The organism is Streptomyces sp. NPDC034086 (genome assembly GCF_055575515.1).
Genome location: NZ_JBVISM010000003.1, coordinates 583,594 through 601,563, shown reverse-complemented (window position 1 = coordinate 601,563; position 17,970 = coordinate 583,594). Strand labels below are relative to the sequence as shown.

Here is a 17,970-nt window from a genome sequence, read left to right as displayed (position 1 = left end):
CATCGCGACGGAAACCACCACGGTCACCGCCACCACGGTTGTCATCACGACGGTCGTCCCGGCGGAAGCCACCCGACGGACGGTCATCGCGACGGAAACCACCGCGGTCGCCACCACGGTCGCCACCACGGTTGTCGCGGCGCTCGTAGTTGCCCCGCTCGTCACGGCGCTCGAAGGTGCGCTCCTGGACGACGGGCTCGGCGACGGCGGCCACGGCAGCGGCTACCTCGGCCTCGGCGGCTTCGACGACCTCGGCGACGGCGGCCTCCGGGTCCTCACCGCGCTCGCGGGCGGAGCGGGCGACGAGGCGGTCGGCCTCCTCGCGCAGCTCGGCGGCGCGACGGGTCGCGCGCTCCAGCTGCTTCGTCAGGTCGGCGACCTCGCGCTCGGCCTGCTTGGCGGCGTTGTTCGCGGAGTCGGCCTGGACCTCGGTGAGCGAGCGCGCACCGGTGATCTCGGCGACCTCCGGGTCGAAGGCGCCGGCGCCCTGGACGATGTGGCGCGAGGCGTCGACGCCCGCGTCCTCCATCAGGCGGAAGATCTGGCGGCGCTGGTGCGGCAGGGCCAGGGAGACGACGACACCGGACTTGCCGGCACGGGCGGTGCGGCCCGAGCGGTGCAGGTAGTCCTTGTGGTCACCGGCCGGGTCCACGTTCAGGACCAGGTCGATGCCGTCGACGTGGATGCCGCGGGCGGCGACGTCGGTGGCGACGAGCGCGTTGACGTAGCCGTCCTTGAAGTCGGCGAGGACGCGGGTACGGGCGCCCTGCGTCATGCCGCCGTGCAGCGCGTCGGCCTTCACGCCGGCCTCGATGAGCTGCTCGGCGATGCGGTCGGCGCCCAGCTGGGTGCGGACGAAGATGATGGTGCGGCCCTTGCGGGCGGCGATGGCGGCCGTGACCGGCGCCTTGTCCTTCGGCTTCACGACGAGGACGTGGTGCGTCATGGTCGTGACGTTGCCCTGGGCACTGTCGACCTCGTGCGTGACGGGGTTGGTCAGGTAGCGCTTGACCAGGGTGCCGATCTCGTTCTCCATGGTGGCGGAGAAGAGCATGCGCTGGCCGCCGCCGGGGATCTGGTCGAGCAGCTCGGTGACCTCGGGCAGGAAGCCCAGGTCGGCCATCTGGTCGGCCTCGTCGAGGACGGCGACCTCGACGTTCTCCAGGGAGCAGGCGCCGCGGTTGATGATGTCGCGCAGGCGGCCCGGGGTGGCGACGAGGACGTCGACACCGCGCTCTAGGGCGTAGATCTGGTTGCCCATGGAGGTACCGCCGCAGACGACCTTCATCTTCAGGCCGAGGACGTCGCCGTAGGGCTGGAGGGCGTCCGCGACCTGCATCGCGAGCTCACGCGTCGGCGTGAGGATGATCGCGCGGGGCTTCTTCTTCTCGGTGTGGCCGCCGGCGAGGCGGGCCAGGGTCGGCAGACCGAAGGAGAGGGTCTTGCCGGAGCCGGTGCGGCCACGGCCGAGGATGTCCTTGCCGGCCAGGGCGTCCGGGATGGTCGCGGCCTGGATCGGGAACGGAGAGGTGACGCCGTTCTGGGCGAGCTTGCGCACGACGCCCTCGGGCAGACCGAGGTCCGCGAAGGTGGTGGTGGGCTCGGCGTCGTCGGCGTCGGCCGCGTCCGCCTCGGCGGTCACGTCGGCGACGTCCGCCACGTCGGCCTCGAGGGCCTCGATGATCTCGTCGCGCTCGATGGCGTCCATGGCCTCGGTGACCGCGAGGGTCTCGGCGTCGACGATCTCGGTGGAGTCGTTCTCGGGCATGACGGAACGGTCAGAACTGGAAATGGACATGCGAAATGCGAAACCTTCCGGAGTCTCGGCACGCGCCCAAACTCCGTGAATCGCAAATCGACCGCCTCAATGCGGTCAGCCACGGCTAGGGAGAGTACGCGCCACACGGCGCTCTTCGGATTCGGCGCCGGGCAATGGGATCAAACGATCTATAACCATACGCACCCTCCCGGGGGTCTGGCAAGTCGCCCCCGGGACATCGCCCCTGACCTGCGACGATGCTTCCGGTGCGCGCTACGCGGACCCCGGGAGGGCCACACAGAACCCCGCGGAACGGGGCAGAGCGCCCCTACGCGACGCTCGACCCGGGGCCCGGATCGGACGGCGGCGTGGGTGTGGGTTCCGTCACAGTCGGCGAGGGCTCCGCGGTCGGACCGGTTCCGCCACTGGCTCCTCCGGACCCGCCGGACCCACCCGACCCGGAGCCGCCGGAGCCGGACCCGGACCCGGATCCGGAACCGGACCCCGAGCCTCCCGCCCCCGAACCGGATCCCGAGCCCCCGGCGGCCGACCCCGCGCCGCCGGCCCCCGAACCCGACCCGGAGCCGCCCGCCGCGGACCCCGAGCCGCCGCCGCTCGTCCCGCCCCCGGACGGCACCTGGCCGCCCTGACCGCCCGCGCCGCCGCCCGGCCCGGCCGTCGGCGCGGGCTGCCCGGGCTTCGCGGGAGCCCCCGGGCTGGGCGAGGCCCCGGCCGCGCCGGCGGCCTTCCCGGGCTCGCCCGGCCTGGCCGCCTGGTTCCCCGTACCGTCCTTCACGCCGTGTCCGTTGCCGTGGACCCCGGAACCGTGGCCGCCGCCGGCCGCCCCGGCCGGTCCGCCCGTGTCCTTGCCGCCGACCGAAGCCGCGGGCCCGGGCTTGGCGGCGTCCTCGCCGACGCTCATGCAGCCGGCCGTCGCCGCCACCGCGAGGGCGGAGACGGCGAGTCTGAGGGACGCGGACAGGGAAGCGGTCAAAGGGCGCACGGGGGCACCTCCGGAGCACTGCGGCGGGGTCCGCGATGAGCGGGTCAATGAGCCCAACTCCCTTTACCCCGTAAGAGACACGCCCCTTACGCGAACAGCTGTCGCGCCACCCGGGAGCCGAGCGTCACCGCGCCCAGCCCCACCAGCACCGACGCGGCGACGTTCGCGGCGGCGAGGAACCGCCGGCCGCGCTCGGCCAGCCGCAGGGTCTCGTACGAGAAGGTCGAATAGGTGCTCAGCGCCCCGCACAGCCCCGTACCGAGCAGCAGCCGCACCCGCGGGGAGCCCGCCCCGGCCAGCGCCGCCCCGGCCACCACCCCGAGCAGCAGACACGCGGCGGCGTTGACGACGAGGGTCCCCCACGGGAAGACGGAATCGTGCCGCGCCTGCACCGCCCGGTCGGTCAGGTACCGCAGCGGCGCCCCGACGACCGCGCCCGCCACCACCAGCAGCCAGTTCACCGGCGCCGCCGCGCGAGCACCAGCCGCGTCACCGACGCCGCCGCCCACACCGCCCCCAGGGCCGCCGCCACCGTCAGCCCGGCGTACGCCAGCGCGGTCCCGGCCTCGCCCTCGTCCAGCAGCCCGGAGAAGTCCGCGGCGTAGGCGGAGAAGGTCGTGAACCCGCCGAGCACGCCCACCCCGGCGAACGGCCGCAGCAGCGGATGCCGCGCGCTCCGCCCGCCCTCGCCGATCAGCACCATGAGTACGCCGATCAGCGCGCATCCCGTGGCGTTGGTCCAGAAGGTCGCCCACGGGAAGGCCCCGGGCCCGGCCGGCCACAGCAGGGCCACCCCGTACCGCGCCGAGGCGCCCACGGCGCCGCCCGCCGCGACGGCCGCGAGCACCCGGCCCTGCGGTTCGGCGCGCTGGGCGGGCACGTGGAGGTCGACGTCGGGGTCGATCGCCTCCGCGCCGGGGACGGGCCGGGTCACCCGTAACCCAGGGCGTGCAGCCGCTCGTCGTCGATCCCGAAGTGGTGGGCGATCTCGTGCACGACCGTCACCTCCGTCTCGGCGACCACGCTCTCCCGGTCCTCGCACATCCGCAACGTGGGGTTCCGGTAGAGGGTGATGCGGTCGGGGAGCACTCCGGCGTACCACTCGCCGCGCTCGGTGAGCGGTGTCCCCTCGTACAGGCCGAGCAGCTCGGGGTCGTCGGCCGGGGGCTCGTCCTCGACGAACACCGCGACGTTGTCCATCAGCCGCGTCAGCTCCGGCGGAATGCGGTCCAGGGCCTCTGCGACGAGCTCCTCGAACTCCTCGCGCGTCATCTCCAGCACCCGGCCATTGTCGCTCCGGCGAGGGCCTGCGCCGCCCCCGGGGGAAACCGTTTTGGCGATACCTCCTCCGATCCCATATGCTTCTCACGTCCCCGACGCGCTGAAAAGTGCCCGGCGGGCCTTTAGCCCTCATCGTCTAGTGGCCCAGGACGCCGCCCTTTCAAGGCGGTAGCACGGGTTCGAATCCCGTTGGGGGTACGCAACACCATGTGCGAGACTTGCTCTTGCACAAACCAGGTCCTGTGGAGCAGTTGGTTAGCTCGCCACCCTGTCAAGGTGGAGGTCGCGGGTTCAAGTCCCGTCAGGATCGCTGAGGCTGGAAACAGTCTCGTGGCTGGGTAGCTCAGTTGGTACGAGCGATCGCCTGAAAAGCGATAGGTCGCCGGTTCGACCCCGGCCCCAGCCACAGAAGGAAGGCCCCGTCCCCCGGACGGGGCCTTCCGCGTTCCTACCCCTCCCGTTCCTCCGCGCGGGCCGCCCGCCGCCACCGGACCAGCCCGAGGGCGAGCGCCCCCGCGCCGACCAGGGCGAGCAGCGCCCAGTCCGGTACGGCGTCCGCGAGGGCGCCCACCCGGCGCTCGACGGCGTACGAGTCGTCCACGTCCAGCAGCCCGGGCAGGGCGCTCGTCCCGTCGTAGGCCAGGAACAGCGTGCCCAGGGTGATGAAGAACAGCCCGGACAGCAGCGAGGTCGTGTGCAGTTCGAGGCGGCCCAGCCGGACCGCCCGGCCGCGCAGCCAGCGCCGCCGGCCCAGGTCGAAGCGCTCCCACAGCAGGGCCAGCACGAACAGCGGTACGGCCATGCCCAGCGCGTACACGGCCAGCAGGAGACCGCCGTAGACCGGGCTGCCGCTGACAGCGGCCACGGTCAGGACGCTGCCGAGGATCGGGCCCGCACAGAAGCCGGCCAGCCCGTAGACCGCGCCGAGGGCGTACACCGACAGGGCGGTGGTGGGGCGGATCCGGCCGGACAGCTCCGAGATCCGCCGCGGGGCGAAGCCCAGGCCCAGGATCTGGGCGAGGCCCAGCGCGACGATCAGCCAGCCGCCCGCGAGGACGAGCAGGTCGCGGTTGCCGTGGAAGAAGCGGCCCGCGTAGGAGCCCGCCGCGCCCATCGGTACGAGGGTGCTCGCGAGGCCCGCGTAGAAGATCCCGGTGCGGGCCAGGAGCCGTGAGCGGGAGTCGATCGAGTACGCGAAGAAGGCGGGCAGCAGCAGGGCGCTGCAGGGGCTGAGCAGGGCGAGGAGGCCGCCCAGCAGGGCGGCCAGGTATCCGATGCCGGTCACCGCGCGGCCGCTGCCCGCTCGGCCTCGGTGATGGCGGCCGCGAAGACGTCCAGGGGCTGGGCGCCGGCCAGGGGCCGGCCGTTGACCAGGAAGGAGGGGGTGGAGCGGACGCCGATGCGGTAGCCCTCCTCCTGGTCCCTGCGCAGGGCGGCGGCGGCCTCCTCGCCCGCCATGTCCCGCTTGAAGCGCTCCAGGTCGGGGACTCCGGCCTCGCGGGCCAGCTCGGTCAGGCGCTCCTCGCCGAAGCCCTTGGCCTTGGCGTCCTCGGCGTACGCGGCGGCGTGGAAGGCCTTGAAGCGGTCCTGCCGGCCGGCGGCCCAGGCGGCCTTGGCGGCGGCCTCGGACTCGGCGCCGAAGATCGGGAAGTTGCGCCACTCGATGCGCAGGGTGCCGTCCTCGACGTACTTCTTCACCAGTTCGGGCTCGGTGTCGCGGGCGAACTTGCCGCAGTAGCCGCACTTGAAGTCGGAGTACTCGATCAGGACGACGGGGGCGTCGGCGCGGCCCATCGCGAGCTTGTCGCCGGCGTCGCGGCGGGCCAGGGCCCTGAGCTCGGCGGCCGGGTCGGTGCGGGGCGCGGAGGCGGCGGTGTCGCGGGGCCGCTCCTCGGGGGCGGTGGCCTGCCAGGAGACCAGCCCGAGGGTGACGGTGGCGAGCGCGACCCCGGCGGAGATCAGCAGGGGCTTGCGGGACGAGCGGGACATAGGGGTGCTCCAGAGCTGCGGGTGCGGAAGGGGACCGGTGGCGCGGCTCCTCCTAGACCCGCATCACGGACAGCTCCACCGGCGAGGGCGCGGGCCGGCCGGGCCCGCGTACGGGGACCCGTACGCACTCCCCCCGGTCCGGCCGCTCCCCCTCGGGCGCGGGGCGCGCCGGGGGCATCGGGGCGTGGTCCTGCCCCGCGCGGGGCGGAACGGCGGGGGCGGGGTCGTGGCCGGGGGAGCCGGGGCCGCAGGCGGGCCCCCGGCCCGGGAGCCGCTCGGCCGCCGTCTCCGGCACCGGTCCGGCCGGGTGCGCCGCCGTCTCCCGCACCGGTCCGGCCGCGGCGCCGGCCGGGTGCGCCACCGCGACCGCCGCGCCCGTCTCCTGCCGCACCGCGGCCTCGGCGTCGGCCGCGGACGGCGGCGCGGCCGGGCCGGCGGTCCGCGCGGGGCCCGTGAGGGCGACCGCGAGGAGGCCCAGGACCAGCGCGAACAGGGCGGCGGCCGCAGCGCGGGGAGGACGGCGGGGCAACGGTGGGCTGCCTCTCACTCGCACGGCTGGGGGACTCGTCCCGAAATGGTACGGGGAGGGGCACAAATGCGTTCGCCACCCGCCCGGCCCAGGTGAGATCCTCGATCAGGTATGTCTACTTCCTTCGCCGCCCTGCAGACGCTTCTCGGAGAGATCTCCCTCCGGGACGCGCACCGCCTCGGCCGCCGCCTCGAGGGCGCCCGCCGTATCCGCAAGCCCGAGGCCAGGCAGGCCGTGCTCGACGAGATCGCCGCGGAGGCCGAGAAGGCCGCCGCGCGACTGGCCGGCCGCGCCTCGCGCATGCCGGAGGTCACCTATCCCGAGAACCTGCCCGTCAGCCAGAAGAAGGACGAGATCGCCGAGGCGATACGCGACCACCAGGTCGTGATCGTCGCGGGCGAGACCGGCTCCGGCAAGACCACCCAGATCCCCAAGATCTGCATGGAGCTGGGGCGCGGCGTCCGGGGCATGATCGGGCACACCCAGCCCCGGCGGATCGCGGCCCGTACGGTCGCGGAGCGCATCGCGGAGGAGCTGAAGTCGGAGATCGGCCGGACGGTCGGCTGGAAGGTCCGCTTCACCGACCAGGTGGACCCGGACGCGACCTTCGTGAAGCTGATGACGGACGGCATCCTGCTCGCGGAGATCCAGACGGACAGGGAGCTGCGCGCCTACGACACGATCATCATCGACGAGGCGCACGAGCGGTCCCTGAACATCGACTTCCTGCTGGGCTACCTGGCCACCCTGCTGCCCAAGCGTCCCGACCTCAAGGTGGTCATCACCTCGGCGACCATCGACCCGGAGCGGTTCTCCCGGCACTTCGGGGACGCGCCGATCGTCGAGGTCAGCGGCCGTACCTACCCCGTGGAGGTGCGGTACCGCCCGCTGCTGGAGGAGGACAGCGAGGAGAGCGACCGGGACCAGATCACGGCGATCTGCGACGCGGTGGACGAGCTCCAGGGCGAGGGGCCGGGCGACATCCTGGTCTTCCTCTCCGGTGAGCGGGAGATCCGCGACACCGCCGACGCGCTGGTCAAGAAGCAGCTGCGCTTCACCGAGGTGCTGCCGCTGTACGCCCGGCTCTCGCACGCCGAGCAGCACCGGGTCTTCCAGCCGCACACCGGCCGGCGGATCGTGCTGGCCACGAACGTCGCCGAGACCTCGCTGACCGTCCCGGGCATCAAGTACGTGATCGACCCGGGCACGGCCCGCATCTCCCGCTACAGCCACCGCACGAAGGTCCAGCGGCTGCCGATCGAGCGGATCAGCCAGGCCAGCGCCAACCAGCGCAAGGGCCGCTGCGGCCGTACCAGCGACGGCATCTGCATCCGGCTGTACTCCGAGGACGACTTCAACGCCCGTCCGGAGTTCACGGACGCCGAGATCCTGCGGACGAACCTGGCGTCCGTCATCCTGCAGATGACGGCGGCCGGGCTCGGGGAGATCGAGAAGTTCCCCTTCATCGACCCGCCGGACCACCGCAACATCCGCGACGGCGTGCAGCTGCTCCAGGAGCTCGGCGCGCTGGACCCGGCGCAGAAGGACGTGAAGAAGCGGCTCACCCCGCTGGGCCGCCAGCTCTCCCAGCTGCCCGTGGACCCGCGTCTGGCCCGCATGGTCGTGGAGGCGGACAAGAACAACTGCGTGCGCGAGGTCATGGTCATCGCGGCGGCCCTGTCCATCCAGGACCCGCGCGAGCGGCCCTCGGACAAGCAGACGCAGGCGGACCAGAACCACGCCCGGTTCAAGGACGAGACGAGCGACTTCCTCTCCTACCTGAACATGTGGCGCTACGTCCGCGAGCAGCAGAAGGAACGCGGTTCCTCCGCCTTCCGCCGGATGTGCAAGCAGGAGTACCTGAACTTCCTGCGGATCCGGGAGTGGCAGGACATCTACGCGCAGCTGCGCACGGTCGCCAAGACCATGGGGATCCACGTCAACGAGGCCGACGCCCCCGAGACGAGCATCCACATCTCGCTGCTGGCCGGTCTGCTCTCGCACATCGGGCTCAAGGACACCGACAAGAACGAGTACCTGGGGGCCCGGTCCGCCAAGTTCGCGATCTTCCCGGGGTCGGCGCTGTTCAAGAAGCAGCCGAAGTTCCTGATGTCGGCGGAGCTGGTGGAGACCTCGCGGCTGTGGGCGCGGGTGAACGCCAAGGTGGAGCCCGAGTGGGTGGAGCCGCTGGCGCAGCACCTGATCAAGCGCACGTACAGCGAGCCGCACTGGGAGAAGGACCAGGCGGCCGTGATGGCGTACGAGAAGGTCACGCTGTACGGCGTGCCGATCGTGGCGCAGCGGAAGATCAACTACGGCCGGATCGACCCGGAGGTGTCGCGGGAGCTGTTCATCCGCAACGCGCTGGTCGAGGGCGACTGGCGCACGCACCACAAGTTCTACGCGGACAACCGCAAGCTGCTGACCGAGGTCGAGGAGCTGGAGAACCGGGCGCGGCGCCGGGACATCGTCGTGGACGACGAGACCCTGTTCGACTTCTACGACCAGCGCATCCCGGAGCACGTGGTGTCGGGGGCGCACTTCGACTCCTGGTGGAAGCACAAGAAGCGCGAGGAGCCCGAACTCCTCGACTTCGAGCGGGAGATGCTGCTGACGGAGAAGGCGGCCGGGGTCACCAAGGCCGACTATCCCGACACCTGGCGGCAGGGGCAGCTGAAGTTCCGGGTGACGTACCAGTTCGAGCCGGGCGCGGACGCGGACGGCGTGACCGTGCACATTCCGCTCCAGGTGCTGAACCAGGTCACCGACGAGGGCTTCGACTGGCAGATCCCGGGCCTGCGGGAGGAGGTCGTCACGGAGCTGATCCGCTCGCTGCCGAAGCCGGTCCGCCGGCACTACGTACCGGCGCCGAACTTCGCGACGCGTTTCCTGCGGACGGCGCATCCGATGCAGGAGCCGCTGCCGGTGACGCTGGCGCGCGAGCTGCACCGCATGGTGGGGGTGCCGGTGTCGCCGGAGGACTTCGACCTCGGCCGGATCCCCGACCACCTGAAGATCACTTTCCGGATCGTCGACGAGCGGCGCCGCAACCTGGCCGAGGACAAGGACCTCGAGGCCCTGCGGCTGAAGCTGAAGCCGAAGGCACGCCAGGCCCTCTCCAAGGCCGCGGCCGCCACCGCCGAGCGGGCGGGCGGGGAGTCGCTGGAGCGCACCGGGCTGACCGACTGGACGATCGGCACCCTGGTGCGGGTCTTCGAGACCCGCCGGGCCGGCCAGCCGGTGAAGGCGTACCCGGCGCTGGTGGACGAGGGGACGAGCGTCTCGGTACGGCTCTTCGACACGGAGGCGGAGCAGCAGCAGGCGATGTGGCTCGGCACCCGGCGGCTGATCCTGCTGAACATCCCGGTGAACCCGGCGAAGTTCGCCTCGGACAAGCTGACCAACCAGCAGAAGCTGGCGCTGTCGCGCAATCCGCACGGCTCCATCCAGGCGCTGTTCGACGACTGCGCGACGGCGGCGGCCGACAAGCTCATCGCCGACCACGGCGGCCCCGCCTGGGACGAGGCGGGCTTCCGCCGGCTCCACGACGCGGTCCGGGCCGACCTGGTGGACACGACGGTGCGGACCGTGGCCCAGGTGCAGCAGGTGCTGGCCGCCTGGCAGGCCTGCGAGCGGCGGCTGAAGGCCACCGGCAGCCTGGCCCTGATGGCGAACGTCGCGGACGTGAAGGCGCAGTTGGCGGCCTTGATGCCGGCCGGTTTCGTCACGCTGACCGGGCTGAAGCGGCTGCCGGACCTGATGCGCTACCTGGTGGCGGCCGACCGGCGGCTCCAGCAGATGCCGACGGGCGTCCAGCGCGACACCACGCGCATGGAGAAGGTCCACGAGATGCGGGACGAGTACCTGTGGCTGCTGGAGCAGTTGCCGAAGGGCCGGCCGGTCCCGGAGGCGGTCACGGAGATCCGCTGGATGATCGAGGAGCTGCGGGTCAGTTACTTCGCGCACGCGCTCGGGACGGCGTACCCGATCTCCGACAAGCGGATCGTGAAGGCGGTGGACGCGGCGGCGCCGTGATCCGGTTCGACCGGACCCCCTGAGCTGCTGTACAGTCTGTTTCGCAGCCACGCCAGTCGGCCGCGAATCAAGGTCCTGTGGAGCAGTTGGTTAGCTCGCCACCCTGTCAAGGTGGAGGTCGCGGGTTCAAGTCCCGTCAGGATCGCAGAAACGTCAGGGCCCGTACCCCCTCGGGGGTGCGGGCCCTGACGCGTGTCCGGGTGCGGTCCGCCGCGTACGGCACCCGCTCCGCCGCCCGTTCCGCCGGCGGCGCCGTCGGCGGCTCCCCGTCGCGTGATCATCCGAAACCCGCCGCACCCCTGAGCGCCCCCCTGAGGGCTCTGGCACCCCCACGCACGGTCCGGGACCCCGGAGGGCGGTCCTGGCCCTTCCAGCGGCCCCCCAGGGGGACCGGCGCCCCATGCGCCCGAGCGGGAAAAATCCCCCGTACGTGTGAGGGCTCTGTACCGGACCTTCCCTTTACGAGGTGCATTGCCGGATGTACAAGAGTTATCAGCTGTGACGGGAGTCACCACATGAGTTTTCGAGACCCGCACGTTTATCGGACCCCTACGCGCACTCAATTTAATATGTGCAATGGCACCCACCGGCCGGCACCGCCGGGCGACGGGACCCCGCACCGGTCCGGAGCACAAAAAAGACCGCGCTGGACCCGGCGGAGTCCAGCGCGGTCAAACGGCATGGAGCCTGTTGGGGCAGGCCCGGCCGATGAAGCCATTGGGTTTCATCGGATTGGGGGATCCGACACGTACCCGTTAATGCGGTGGTGCTGCGGGACCTCAGGCCTCGCTGCGCTGCTGCGGAATTCCCGCGAGCAGTGCGCGGACCTCAGCCTCGCGGTAACGGCGGTGTCCACCCAGGGTGCGGATGGACGTGAGCTTGCCAGCCTTGGCCCAGCGGGTGACCGTCTTCGGGTCCACGCGGAACATCGTGGCAACCTCAGCCGGGGTCAGCAGCGGCTCGGCATCAGGGGTGCGAGCGGTCATGAGCGGCCTCCTCGGGAGAACCGAACCATCTCGGTTCTTTCCTCTAAATTCTGCACCTTGGCCCGCGTTGCCCGAAATGGACATACGCAGGCCGAGTCGGTTATAGGACGAACGGCTTGTCCTCGGCACTACAACTACACCATCCGTCCAGCCTCGACGGCCAAACCGATGGAATTGCCCTCCGAGGTGTTCATCAGCGGCGGAAGCCGATGGACCGTCCCATAACGGACAGTCACCCCACTGTGACGATCAGTCACAGAGCGATCAGGAGCCGTCAGACCCCCCCATAGAGTGCAATACCGAGCATTCCGCCCAAAGTTGGGCGGAAGGAACCCTCCCCGGACTCCTTGTCCTATTTTGGCACGAGGGTAGGGGAAGGGCGCAAGGGTGTGGATAGTGCGTTCCGTCACGCTTGAGCCAATGGCCCGTATCGGGACGTAGGTCCTGGGACTAAGACCTTAATGCGGTGATCGAACCCCTGATCTGCGCATTGCGGCCGATCGGCCGATGACAACCGGTACGGGCGATACGAGGGGGGTCCGAACGGGTCCGAACGGGTGCCGAACGGGATTCGTACATGATCCCCACCGTCCCCCGGTTCCGAAAGGCCCCGGGCCCACCTAGTTCGCGAAGAGCCTCTCCCGGACCGCCCGCCACCGCAGCGACAGCTCCCCGTACACCTGTGCGGCACCCTCGTGGTCCCCCGCCCGCAGGGCCGCGATCCCCTCCGCCAGATCACGGGCCGACCGGTCCCCGGCCAGGCCGTCAGCCGGCAGCGCGTGCAGCAGCCCCCCGTAGTCCAGTTCGACCATCGAGCGCGGATGGAACTCCTCCAGCCAGCCCCCGACCTCCACCAGCCCGTCCGCCAGCGGCCCGTACCCCCGGCCCTCCGCCGCCCGCAGGATCCGCAGCGTCCGCGCCAGGCGCCTGCGGGCCTGCACCATCGGCGTCCGGTAGCGCAGCCGCTCGCCCGGCAGGTACTCCCGCTCCTCGTCCGCCACCAGCACGAACCAGCGCAGGGGCACCTGCCACACCCCGGTACGGATCCACGGGCGCGCGTCCGGGTTCCGCTCGCGCCAGGCCTCGTACGCCTCCGCCGCCCGGCGCCGCTGCGCCGGCGGCAGCGCCGCGTCCAGCACCGGGCGCGGGAAGTCGGCGACCAGCTCCCGGAGCGCCAGCCAGCCGCGCAACCGGGTCCGCCAGGGGCAGACCAGCAGCACCCCGTCCAGCTCCGCCGTGAAGGCGTCCCCGCTCTCGTGCACCGGGACCCCCACCACGGGGACCCGTACCAGATCCGCGAGCGAGCGCCGCAGTTCGTCCTGGGCCGTCGGCGCGTCCGCGCGCCGGGCGTACGCCGCCCAGTGCGTGCGCTCGGGCTCGGCGAACGCCGTCAGGGGCTCGTACACGCGCAGGTAGGAGGCGTACGGGACGGCCGGCCCGGGCCGTGGGGATTCGCTCACGCACCCGTCCTGCCCCTTCCGGCGGTCCGGCTCACCTCCGGGGCGGCGGTAACCCGGGAGTGTTCCGATCCCCGGACAGGGGGTACCGCCGCACGCCGCAGGTCTTACTCTGCTCCCAGTGCGCCCTCCCCCACCCGCAGGGCGGGCGACTTTCCGCCGCATCTCTTCCATGGGAGTCACCACCGTGACCGAAATGACCGACGGCGTCCTGCACACCCTGTTCCGTTCGGAGCAGGGCGGCCACGAGCAAGTCGTGCTGTGCCAGGACCGTGCCACGGGCCTCAAGGCCGTCATCGCCATCCACTCCACCGCCCTGGGCCCCGCCCTCGGCGGCACGCGCTTCCACGCGTACGCCTCGGACGAGGAAGCCGTCCGCGACGCGCTGAACCTCTCGCGCGGCATGTCGTACAAGAACGCCCTCGCCGGCCTCGACCTCGGCGGCGGCAAGGCCGTGATCATCGGCGACCCGGCCGTCCTCAAGACGGAGGAACTCCTGCTGGCCTACGGCCGGTTCGTGGAGTCGCTCGGCGGCCGCTACGTCACCGCCTGCGACGTCGGCACCTACGTCGCGGACATGGACGTCGTCGCGCGCGAGACCCGCTGGGCCACCGGCCGCTCCCCCGAGAACGGCGGCGCCGGCGACTCCTCGGTGCTCACCGCCTACGGCGTCTTCCAGGGCATGCGCGCCAGCGCCCAGCACCTGTGGGGCGACCCGACCCTGCGCGGCCGCAAGGTCGGCGTCGCCGGCGTCGGCAAGGTCGGCCGCCACCTGGTGGAGCACCTGCTGGAGGACGGCGCCGAGGTCGTGATCACGGACGTCCGCGAGGAGTCGGTCCTCGAGATCCTCGCCAAGCACCCCGGCGGCAGGGTCAGCGCCGTGGCCGACACCGAGGCCCTGATCCGCACGGAGGGCCTGGACATCTACGCCCCCTGCGCGCTCGGCGGCGCCCTGAACGACCACTCCGTCCCCGTCCTGACCGCCACGGTCGTGTGCGGCGCGGCGAACAACCAGCTCGCCCACCCGGGCGTGGAGAAGGACCTCGCGGACCGCGGGATCCTCTACGCCCCGGACTACGTGGTCAACGCGGGCGGTGTCATCCAGGTCGCCGACGAGCTGCACGGCTTCGACTTCGACCGGTGCAAGGCGAAGGCCTCCAAGATCTTCGACACCACCCTGGCCATATTCGCACGTGCGAAGGCCGATGGGATCCCGCCGGCGGCCGCCGCCGACCGGATCGCCGAGCAGCGCATGGCCGAGGCCCTGGCCCTGCGCGCCGCAGCCCGCAAGGCGTAGCCCCTTCGGGGACCCGCCGGGGCGCGGCGAGACGGAACTCACTGCGCTTCGGCGGGTCGGCGGCCAGGAAAGGGTTAAAATCGCAGCTGACCAGCGAGTACGGGGTGTCCCGCTGGTTCTGTGGAGAGGCGCGTCATGCGGGCGGCGTACCGTATGGCCGCGGAAGCAGGTACCGTTAAACCCCTACGGACGGTCTCTCCACGGAGAGCCCGCTCCGAACCATGAACGCGTGTCAGACTCTGGGGCCGTCGAGCCCCGTCACCGAGGGGGTCGAGCCATGGGGCGCGGCCGGGCCAAGGCCAAGCAGACAAAGGTCGCCCGCCAGCTGAAGTACAACAGCGGCGGGACTGACCTCTCGCGTCTGGCCAATGAGCTGGGCGCATCGCAGACAGAGCCGCTGCCTATCAGCGCGCCGGTCGAAGTCGATGACGATCTGGACGACGACGACCCGTACGCCAAGTACGCGGATCTGTACAACGATGACGACGAGGACGAGGACGAACAGTCCGGTCCTTCGGCGCACCGTCGCGGGGCTTGACGCAACGATCCTCTGCACACCGCGTGCGTACCAGCGGGCTGGGTCAGCCGCTGAACTCGTTCCATACGTGCCGAAACCCGGTCCAGGGCATTGCCCCGGACCGGGTTTCAGTGCTGCTCAGACCGCGTAGCTGCCGGTCAGGGCCGCGCCCTCGGCGTGGTCGCCCCGGTCGAGGATCTCGCCGGCGACCCAGGCCTCGACGCCGCGGTCGGCGAGGGCGGTCAGGGCCACGTCCACCGACTCCTGCGGGACCACGGCCATCATGCCGACGCCCATGTTCAGGGTCTTCTCCAGCTCCAGCCGCTCGACGCTGCCGGCCTTGCCGACCAGGTCGAAGACGGCACCCGGGGTCCAGGTGCCGCGGTCGACCGTGGCGTGCAGGTGGTCGGGGATGACCCGGGCGAGGTTGGCCGCGAGGCCGCCGCCCGTGATGTGCGAGTAGGCGTGCACCTCGGCCGTACGGGTGAGGGCCAGGCAGTCCAGCGAGTAGATCTTGGTCGGCTCCAGCAGCTCCTCGCCGAGGGTGCGGCCGAGCTCGTCGACGTGCTGGTCCAGGGACATCCCGGCCCGGTCGAAGAGGACGTGCCGGACCAGCGAGTACCCGTTCGAGTGAAGGCCGGACGAAGCCATCGCGATGACGGCGTCCCCCGTACGGATGCGATCCGCGCCGAGCAGGGCGTCGTGCTCGACGACACCGGTGCCCGCGCCCGCCACGTCGAAGTCGTCCGGGCCGAGCAGCCCCGGGTGCTCGGCCGTCTCGCCGCCGACGAGGGCGCAGCCGGCGAGGACGCAGCCCTCGGCGATGCCCTTGACGATGGCGGCGACACGCTCGGGGTGCACCTTGCCGACGCAGATGTAGTCCGTCATGAAGAGCGGCTCGGCGCCGCAGACGACGATGTCGTCCATGACCATGGCGACCAGGTCGTGGCCGATGGTGTCGTACACGCCCATCTGCCGGGCGATGTCCACCTTGGTGCCGACCCCGTCGGTGGCCGAGGCCAGCAGGGGGCGCTCGTAACGCTTGAGGGCGGAGGCGTCGAAGAGGCCGGCGAACCCGCCGAGGCCGCCGAGGACCTCGGGGCGCTGCGTCTTCTTCACCCACTCCTTCATCAGCTCGACGGCGCGGTCGCCCGCTTCGATGTCCACGCCTGCGGCTGCGTAGCTGGCACCGGTGGTCTTCTCTGTCATGACAGGAGAGAGCTTTCGTGTCGTTACTGCGGTTGGTGCGGGGCCCTGGGAACGTGCGCCTTCCGGGACCGGGAGGACCGGACCCGGCGCAGGTGGTGCCTCAGCGGTCCTACGGGCGGCGGAGCGCGTCGGCGGCGTCGGTACCGCCCGCGAGCTCGGTCTCCAGCAGCTGCTTGCCCAGCAGCTGCGGGTCGGGCAGCTCCATGGGGTACTCGCCGTCGAAGCAGGCACGGCAGAGGTTGGGCTTCTGGATGGTGGTCGCCTCGATCATCGCGTCCAGCGAGATGTACGAGAGCGAGTCCGCGCCCAGCGACGTGGCGATCTCGTCGACCGTCATGCCGTTGGCGATCAGCTCCGCGCGGGTGGCGAAGTCGATGCCGAAGAAGCACGGCCACTTCACCGGTGGGGAGGAGATCCGGATGTGGACCTCGGCCGCGCCGGCCTCGCGGAGCATCTTCACCAGGGCGCGCTGGGTGTTGCCGCGGACGATCGAGTCGTCCACGACGACGAGGCGCTTGCCCCGGATGACTTCCTTGAGGGGGTTGAGCTTGAGGCGGATGCCGAGCTGGCGGATCGTCTGCGAGGGCTGGATGAAGGTCCGGCCGACGTAGGCGTTCTTGACCAGGCCGGAGCCGTAGGGGATCCCGCTGGCTTCGGCGTATCCGACGGCGGCGGGCGTGCCGGATTCCGGCGTCGCTATCACCAGGTCGGCCTCGACCGGGGCCTCCTTGGCGAGGCGCCGGCCCATCTCGACGCGGGAGAGGTAGACGTTCCGGCCGGCGATGTCGGTGTCCGGGCGCGCCAGGTAGACGTACTCGAAGACACAGCCCTTGGGCTTCGCTTCCGCGAAGCGCGAGGTGCGCAGGCCGTTCTCGTCGATCGCGATGAGTTCGCCCGGCTCGACCTCGCGGACGAAGCTGGCTCCGCAGATGTCGAGGGCGGCGGTCTCGCTCGCGACCACCCAGCCGCGCTCCAGGCGGCCGAGGACCAGCGGGCGGATGCCCTGCGGGTCACGGGCGGTGTAGAGGGTCCCCTCGTCCATGAAGACCAGGGAGAAGGCGCCCTTGACCTGGGGGAGGACCTTGGCGGCCGACTCCTCGATGGTCAGGGGCCTGCCCTCGTCGTCGGTCTGGCCGGCGAGCAGGGCGGTGACCAGGTCGGTGTCGTTCGTGGCGGCCACCTGGGTGGCGCGGCCGTCCTGACGGGGGAGGTCGGCGACCATCTCGGCGAGTTCGGCGGTGTTCACCAGGTTGCCGTTGTGACCCAGGGCGATCGAGCCGTGGGCGGTCGCCCTGAAGGTGGGCTGAGCGTTCTCCCAGACGGAGGCACCGGTGGTCGAGTAGCGGGCGTGACCGACCGCGATATGACCCTGGAGCGAGCCGAGAGAGGTTTCGTCGAAGACCTGGGAAACGAGGCCCATGTCCTTGAAGACGAGGATCTGGGAACCGTTGCTCACAGCGATTCCCGCGGACTCTTGTCCGCGGTGCTGTAGTGCATACAGTCCGAAGTAGGTGAGCTTGGCGACCTCTTCACCCGGAGCCCAGACACCGAAGACGCCGCAAGCGTCCTGGGGGCCCTTCTCACCGGGGAGCAGGTCGTGGTTGAGTCGTCCATCACCACGAGGCACGCCACCGAGTGTAGGCGAGATCGACCACTGGTCCGAATTGGGGACGGCCGGGAAATGTCACAGCACACAGGGTGACGGGACGGCCCCGGCTGGTGTTCCGATCGGGTTGTGCGTACCTACGAATAGGGCGTGCGGCCGGGGCGGATTTCCGGGCCGAGAGTGACCGTACGGTCACCCCTCGCGGCATTGCGGGCGCTGCGACGGGTCGAGGCGCGGACGCCTTCGGCCGTCGGCGCTTCCGGTCACAACTCATTCCGCCCCTTCGTGATTTCGCTCTCCCG

Annotated in this window: 14 protein-coding genes and 4 tRNA genes; 7 read left to right on the top strand and 11 right to left on the bottom strand. The window is 71.3% G+C overall.

Annotated elements, in window-relative coordinates:
• The 4 genes from ACZ514_RS12760 to ACZ514_RS12745 form a co-directional block, all read right to left on the bottom strand.
• Positions 1 to 1,798: DEAD/DEAH box helicase (locus ACZ514_RS12760; RefSeq protein ID WP_469124679.1), on the bottom strand; the 1,798-nt coding region annotated here is incomplete at its 3' end.
• 1,050 nt (positions 1,799 to 2,848) lie between these two features.
• The gene (crcB, locus tag ACZ514_RS12755) at positions 2,849 to 3,223 is read right to left on the bottom strand and encodes a fluoride efflux transporter CrcB (protein ID WP_469124678.1); all 375 of its coding nucleotides are present in this window, start codon (positions 3,221 to 3,223) and stop codon (positions 2,849 to 2,851) included.
• Positions 3,220 to 3,696, bottom strand: a complete 477-nt coding sequence (locus tag ACZ514_RS12750; RefSeq protein WP_468164312.1) for a FluC/FEX family fluoride channel — start codon at positions 3,694 to 3,696, stop codon at positions 3,220 to 3,222. The genes crcB and ACZ514_RS12750 overlap by 4 nt, the downstream gene beginning before the upstream one ends.
• Positions 3,693 to 4,043, bottom strand: coding sequence for a metallopeptidase family protein (locus tag ACZ514_RS12745; RefSeq protein ID WP_469124677.1), 351 nt, complete (start codon positions 4,041 to 4,043; stop codon positions 3,693 to 3,695). The genes ACZ514_RS12750 and ACZ514_RS12745 overlap by 4 nt, the downstream gene beginning before the upstream one ends.
• Before the next feature lie 125 nt (positions 4,044 to 4,168).
• Between ACZ514_RS12745 and ACZ514_RS12740 the strand changes: the two genes are divergently transcribed.
• The 3 genes from ACZ514_RS12740 (at position 4,169) to ACZ514_RS12730 (ending at position 4,449) form a co-directional block, all read left to right on the top strand.
• A tRNA-Glu gene (locus tag ACZ514_RS12740) sits at positions 4,169 to 4,241 on the top strand.
• Between the two features lie 38 nt (positions 4,242 to 4,279).
• A tRNA-Asp gene (locus ACZ514_RS12735) sits at positions 4,280 to 4,353 on the top strand.
• A 22-nt stretch (positions 4,354 to 4,375) separates the two neighbouring features.
• Positions 4,376 to 4,449, top strand: a tRNA-Phe gene (locus ACZ514_RS12730).
• Positions 4,450 to 4,491: 42 nt separating this feature from the next.
• Here ACZ514_RS12730 and ACZ514_RS12725 read toward each other — a convergent pair.
• Genes ACZ514_RS12725 through ACZ514_RS12715 form a run of 3 tightly spaced genes read right to left on the bottom strand, consistent with a single transcriptional unit; the run spans position 4,492 to position 6,561 of the window.
• Entirely contained in the window at positions 4,492 to 5,328 is an 837-nt protein-coding gene (locus ACZ514_RS12725; RefSeq protein ID WP_469124676.1) for a cytochrome c biogenesis CcdA family protein, read from the bottom strand.
• Positions 5,325 to 6,032 carry a DsbA family protein gene (locus ACZ514_RS12720; protein WP_469124675.1) on the bottom strand — a complete coding sequence of 236 codons (708 nt, stop codon included), beginning with the start codon at positions 6,030 to 6,032 and terminating at the stop codon, positions 5,325 to 5,327. The genes ACZ514_RS12725 and ACZ514_RS12720 overlap by 4 nt, the downstream gene beginning before the upstream one ends.
• A 52-nt stretch (positions 6,033 to 6,084) precedes the next feature.
• A complete protein-coding gene (locus tag ACZ514_RS12715; protein ID WP_469124674.1) occupies positions 6,085 to 6,561 on the bottom strand; it encodes a hypothetical protein in 477 nt (158 codons plus the stop codon).
• A gap of 111 nt (positions 6,562 to 6,672) precedes the next feature.
• Here ACZ514_RS12715 and hrpA point away from each other — a divergent pair, with 111 nt between their 5' ends.
• Positions 6,673 to 10,596 (top strand): ATP-dependent RNA helicase HrpA, encoded by a 3,924-nt coding sequence (hrpA, locus tag ACZ514_RS12710; RefSeq protein ID WP_469124673.1) that lies wholly within the window; start codon positions 6,673 to 6,675, stop codon positions 10,594 to 10,596.
• A gap of 71 nt (positions 10,597 to 10,667) precedes the next feature.
• Positions 10,668 to 10,741 (top strand) — tRNA-Asp (locus tag ACZ514_RS12705).
• 634 nt (positions 10,742 to 11,375) lie between these two features.
• On the opposite strand, the gene bldC is transcribed toward ACZ514_RS12705, so the two are convergent.
• Both bldC and ACZ514_RS12695 read right to left on the bottom strand, forming a co-directional pair.
• The gene (bldC, locus tag ACZ514_RS12700; RefSeq protein WP_003949541.1) at positions 11,376 to 11,582 is read right to left on the bottom strand and encodes a developmental transcriptional regulator BldC; all 207 of its coding nucleotides are present in this window, start codon (positions 11,580 to 11,582) and stop codon (positions 11,376 to 11,378) included.
• Positions 11,583 to 12,202: 620 nt separating this feature from the next.
• Entirely contained in the window at positions 12,203 to 13,042 is an 840-nt protein-coding gene (locus ACZ514_RS12695) for a DUF8083 family protein (protein ID WP_469124672.1), read from the bottom strand.
• Positions 13,043 to 13,226: 184 nt separating this feature from the next.
• Here ACZ514_RS12695 and ACZ514_RS12690 point away from each other — a divergent pair, with 184 nt between their 5' ends.
• Together ACZ514_RS12690 and ACZ514_RS12685 are read left to right on the top strand one after the other, a co-directional pair.
• Positions 13,227 to 14,336 (top strand): Leu/Phe/Val dehydrogenase, encoded by a 1,110-nt coding sequence (locus ACZ514_RS12690; protein WP_468164300.1) that lies wholly within the window; start codon positions 13,227 to 13,229, stop codon positions 14,334 to 14,336.
• 277 nt (positions 14,337 to 14,613) lie between these two features.
• Positions 14,614 to 14,874, top strand: a complete 261-nt coding sequence (locus ACZ514_RS12685) for a DUF3073 domain-containing protein (RefSeq protein ID WP_125602468.1) — start codon at positions 14,614 to 14,616, stop codon at positions 14,872 to 14,874.
• A 117-nt stretch (positions 14,875 to 14,991) separates the two neighbouring features.
• On the opposite strand, the gene purM is transcribed toward ACZ514_RS12685, so the two are convergent.
• Entirely contained in the window at positions 14,992 to 16,062 is a 1,071-nt protein-coding gene (purM, locus tag ACZ514_RS12680; protein ID WP_468164298.1) for a phosphoribosylformylglycinamidine cyclo-ligase, read from the bottom strand.
• A 109-nt stretch (positions 16,063 to 16,171) separates the two neighbouring features.
• Entirely contained in the window at positions 16,172 to 17,689 is a 1,518-nt protein-coding gene (gene purF, locus ACZ514_RS12675) for an amidophosphoribosyltransferase (protein ID WP_362582099.1), read from the bottom strand.
• Positions 17,690 to 17,970: the final 281 nt, after the last annotated feature.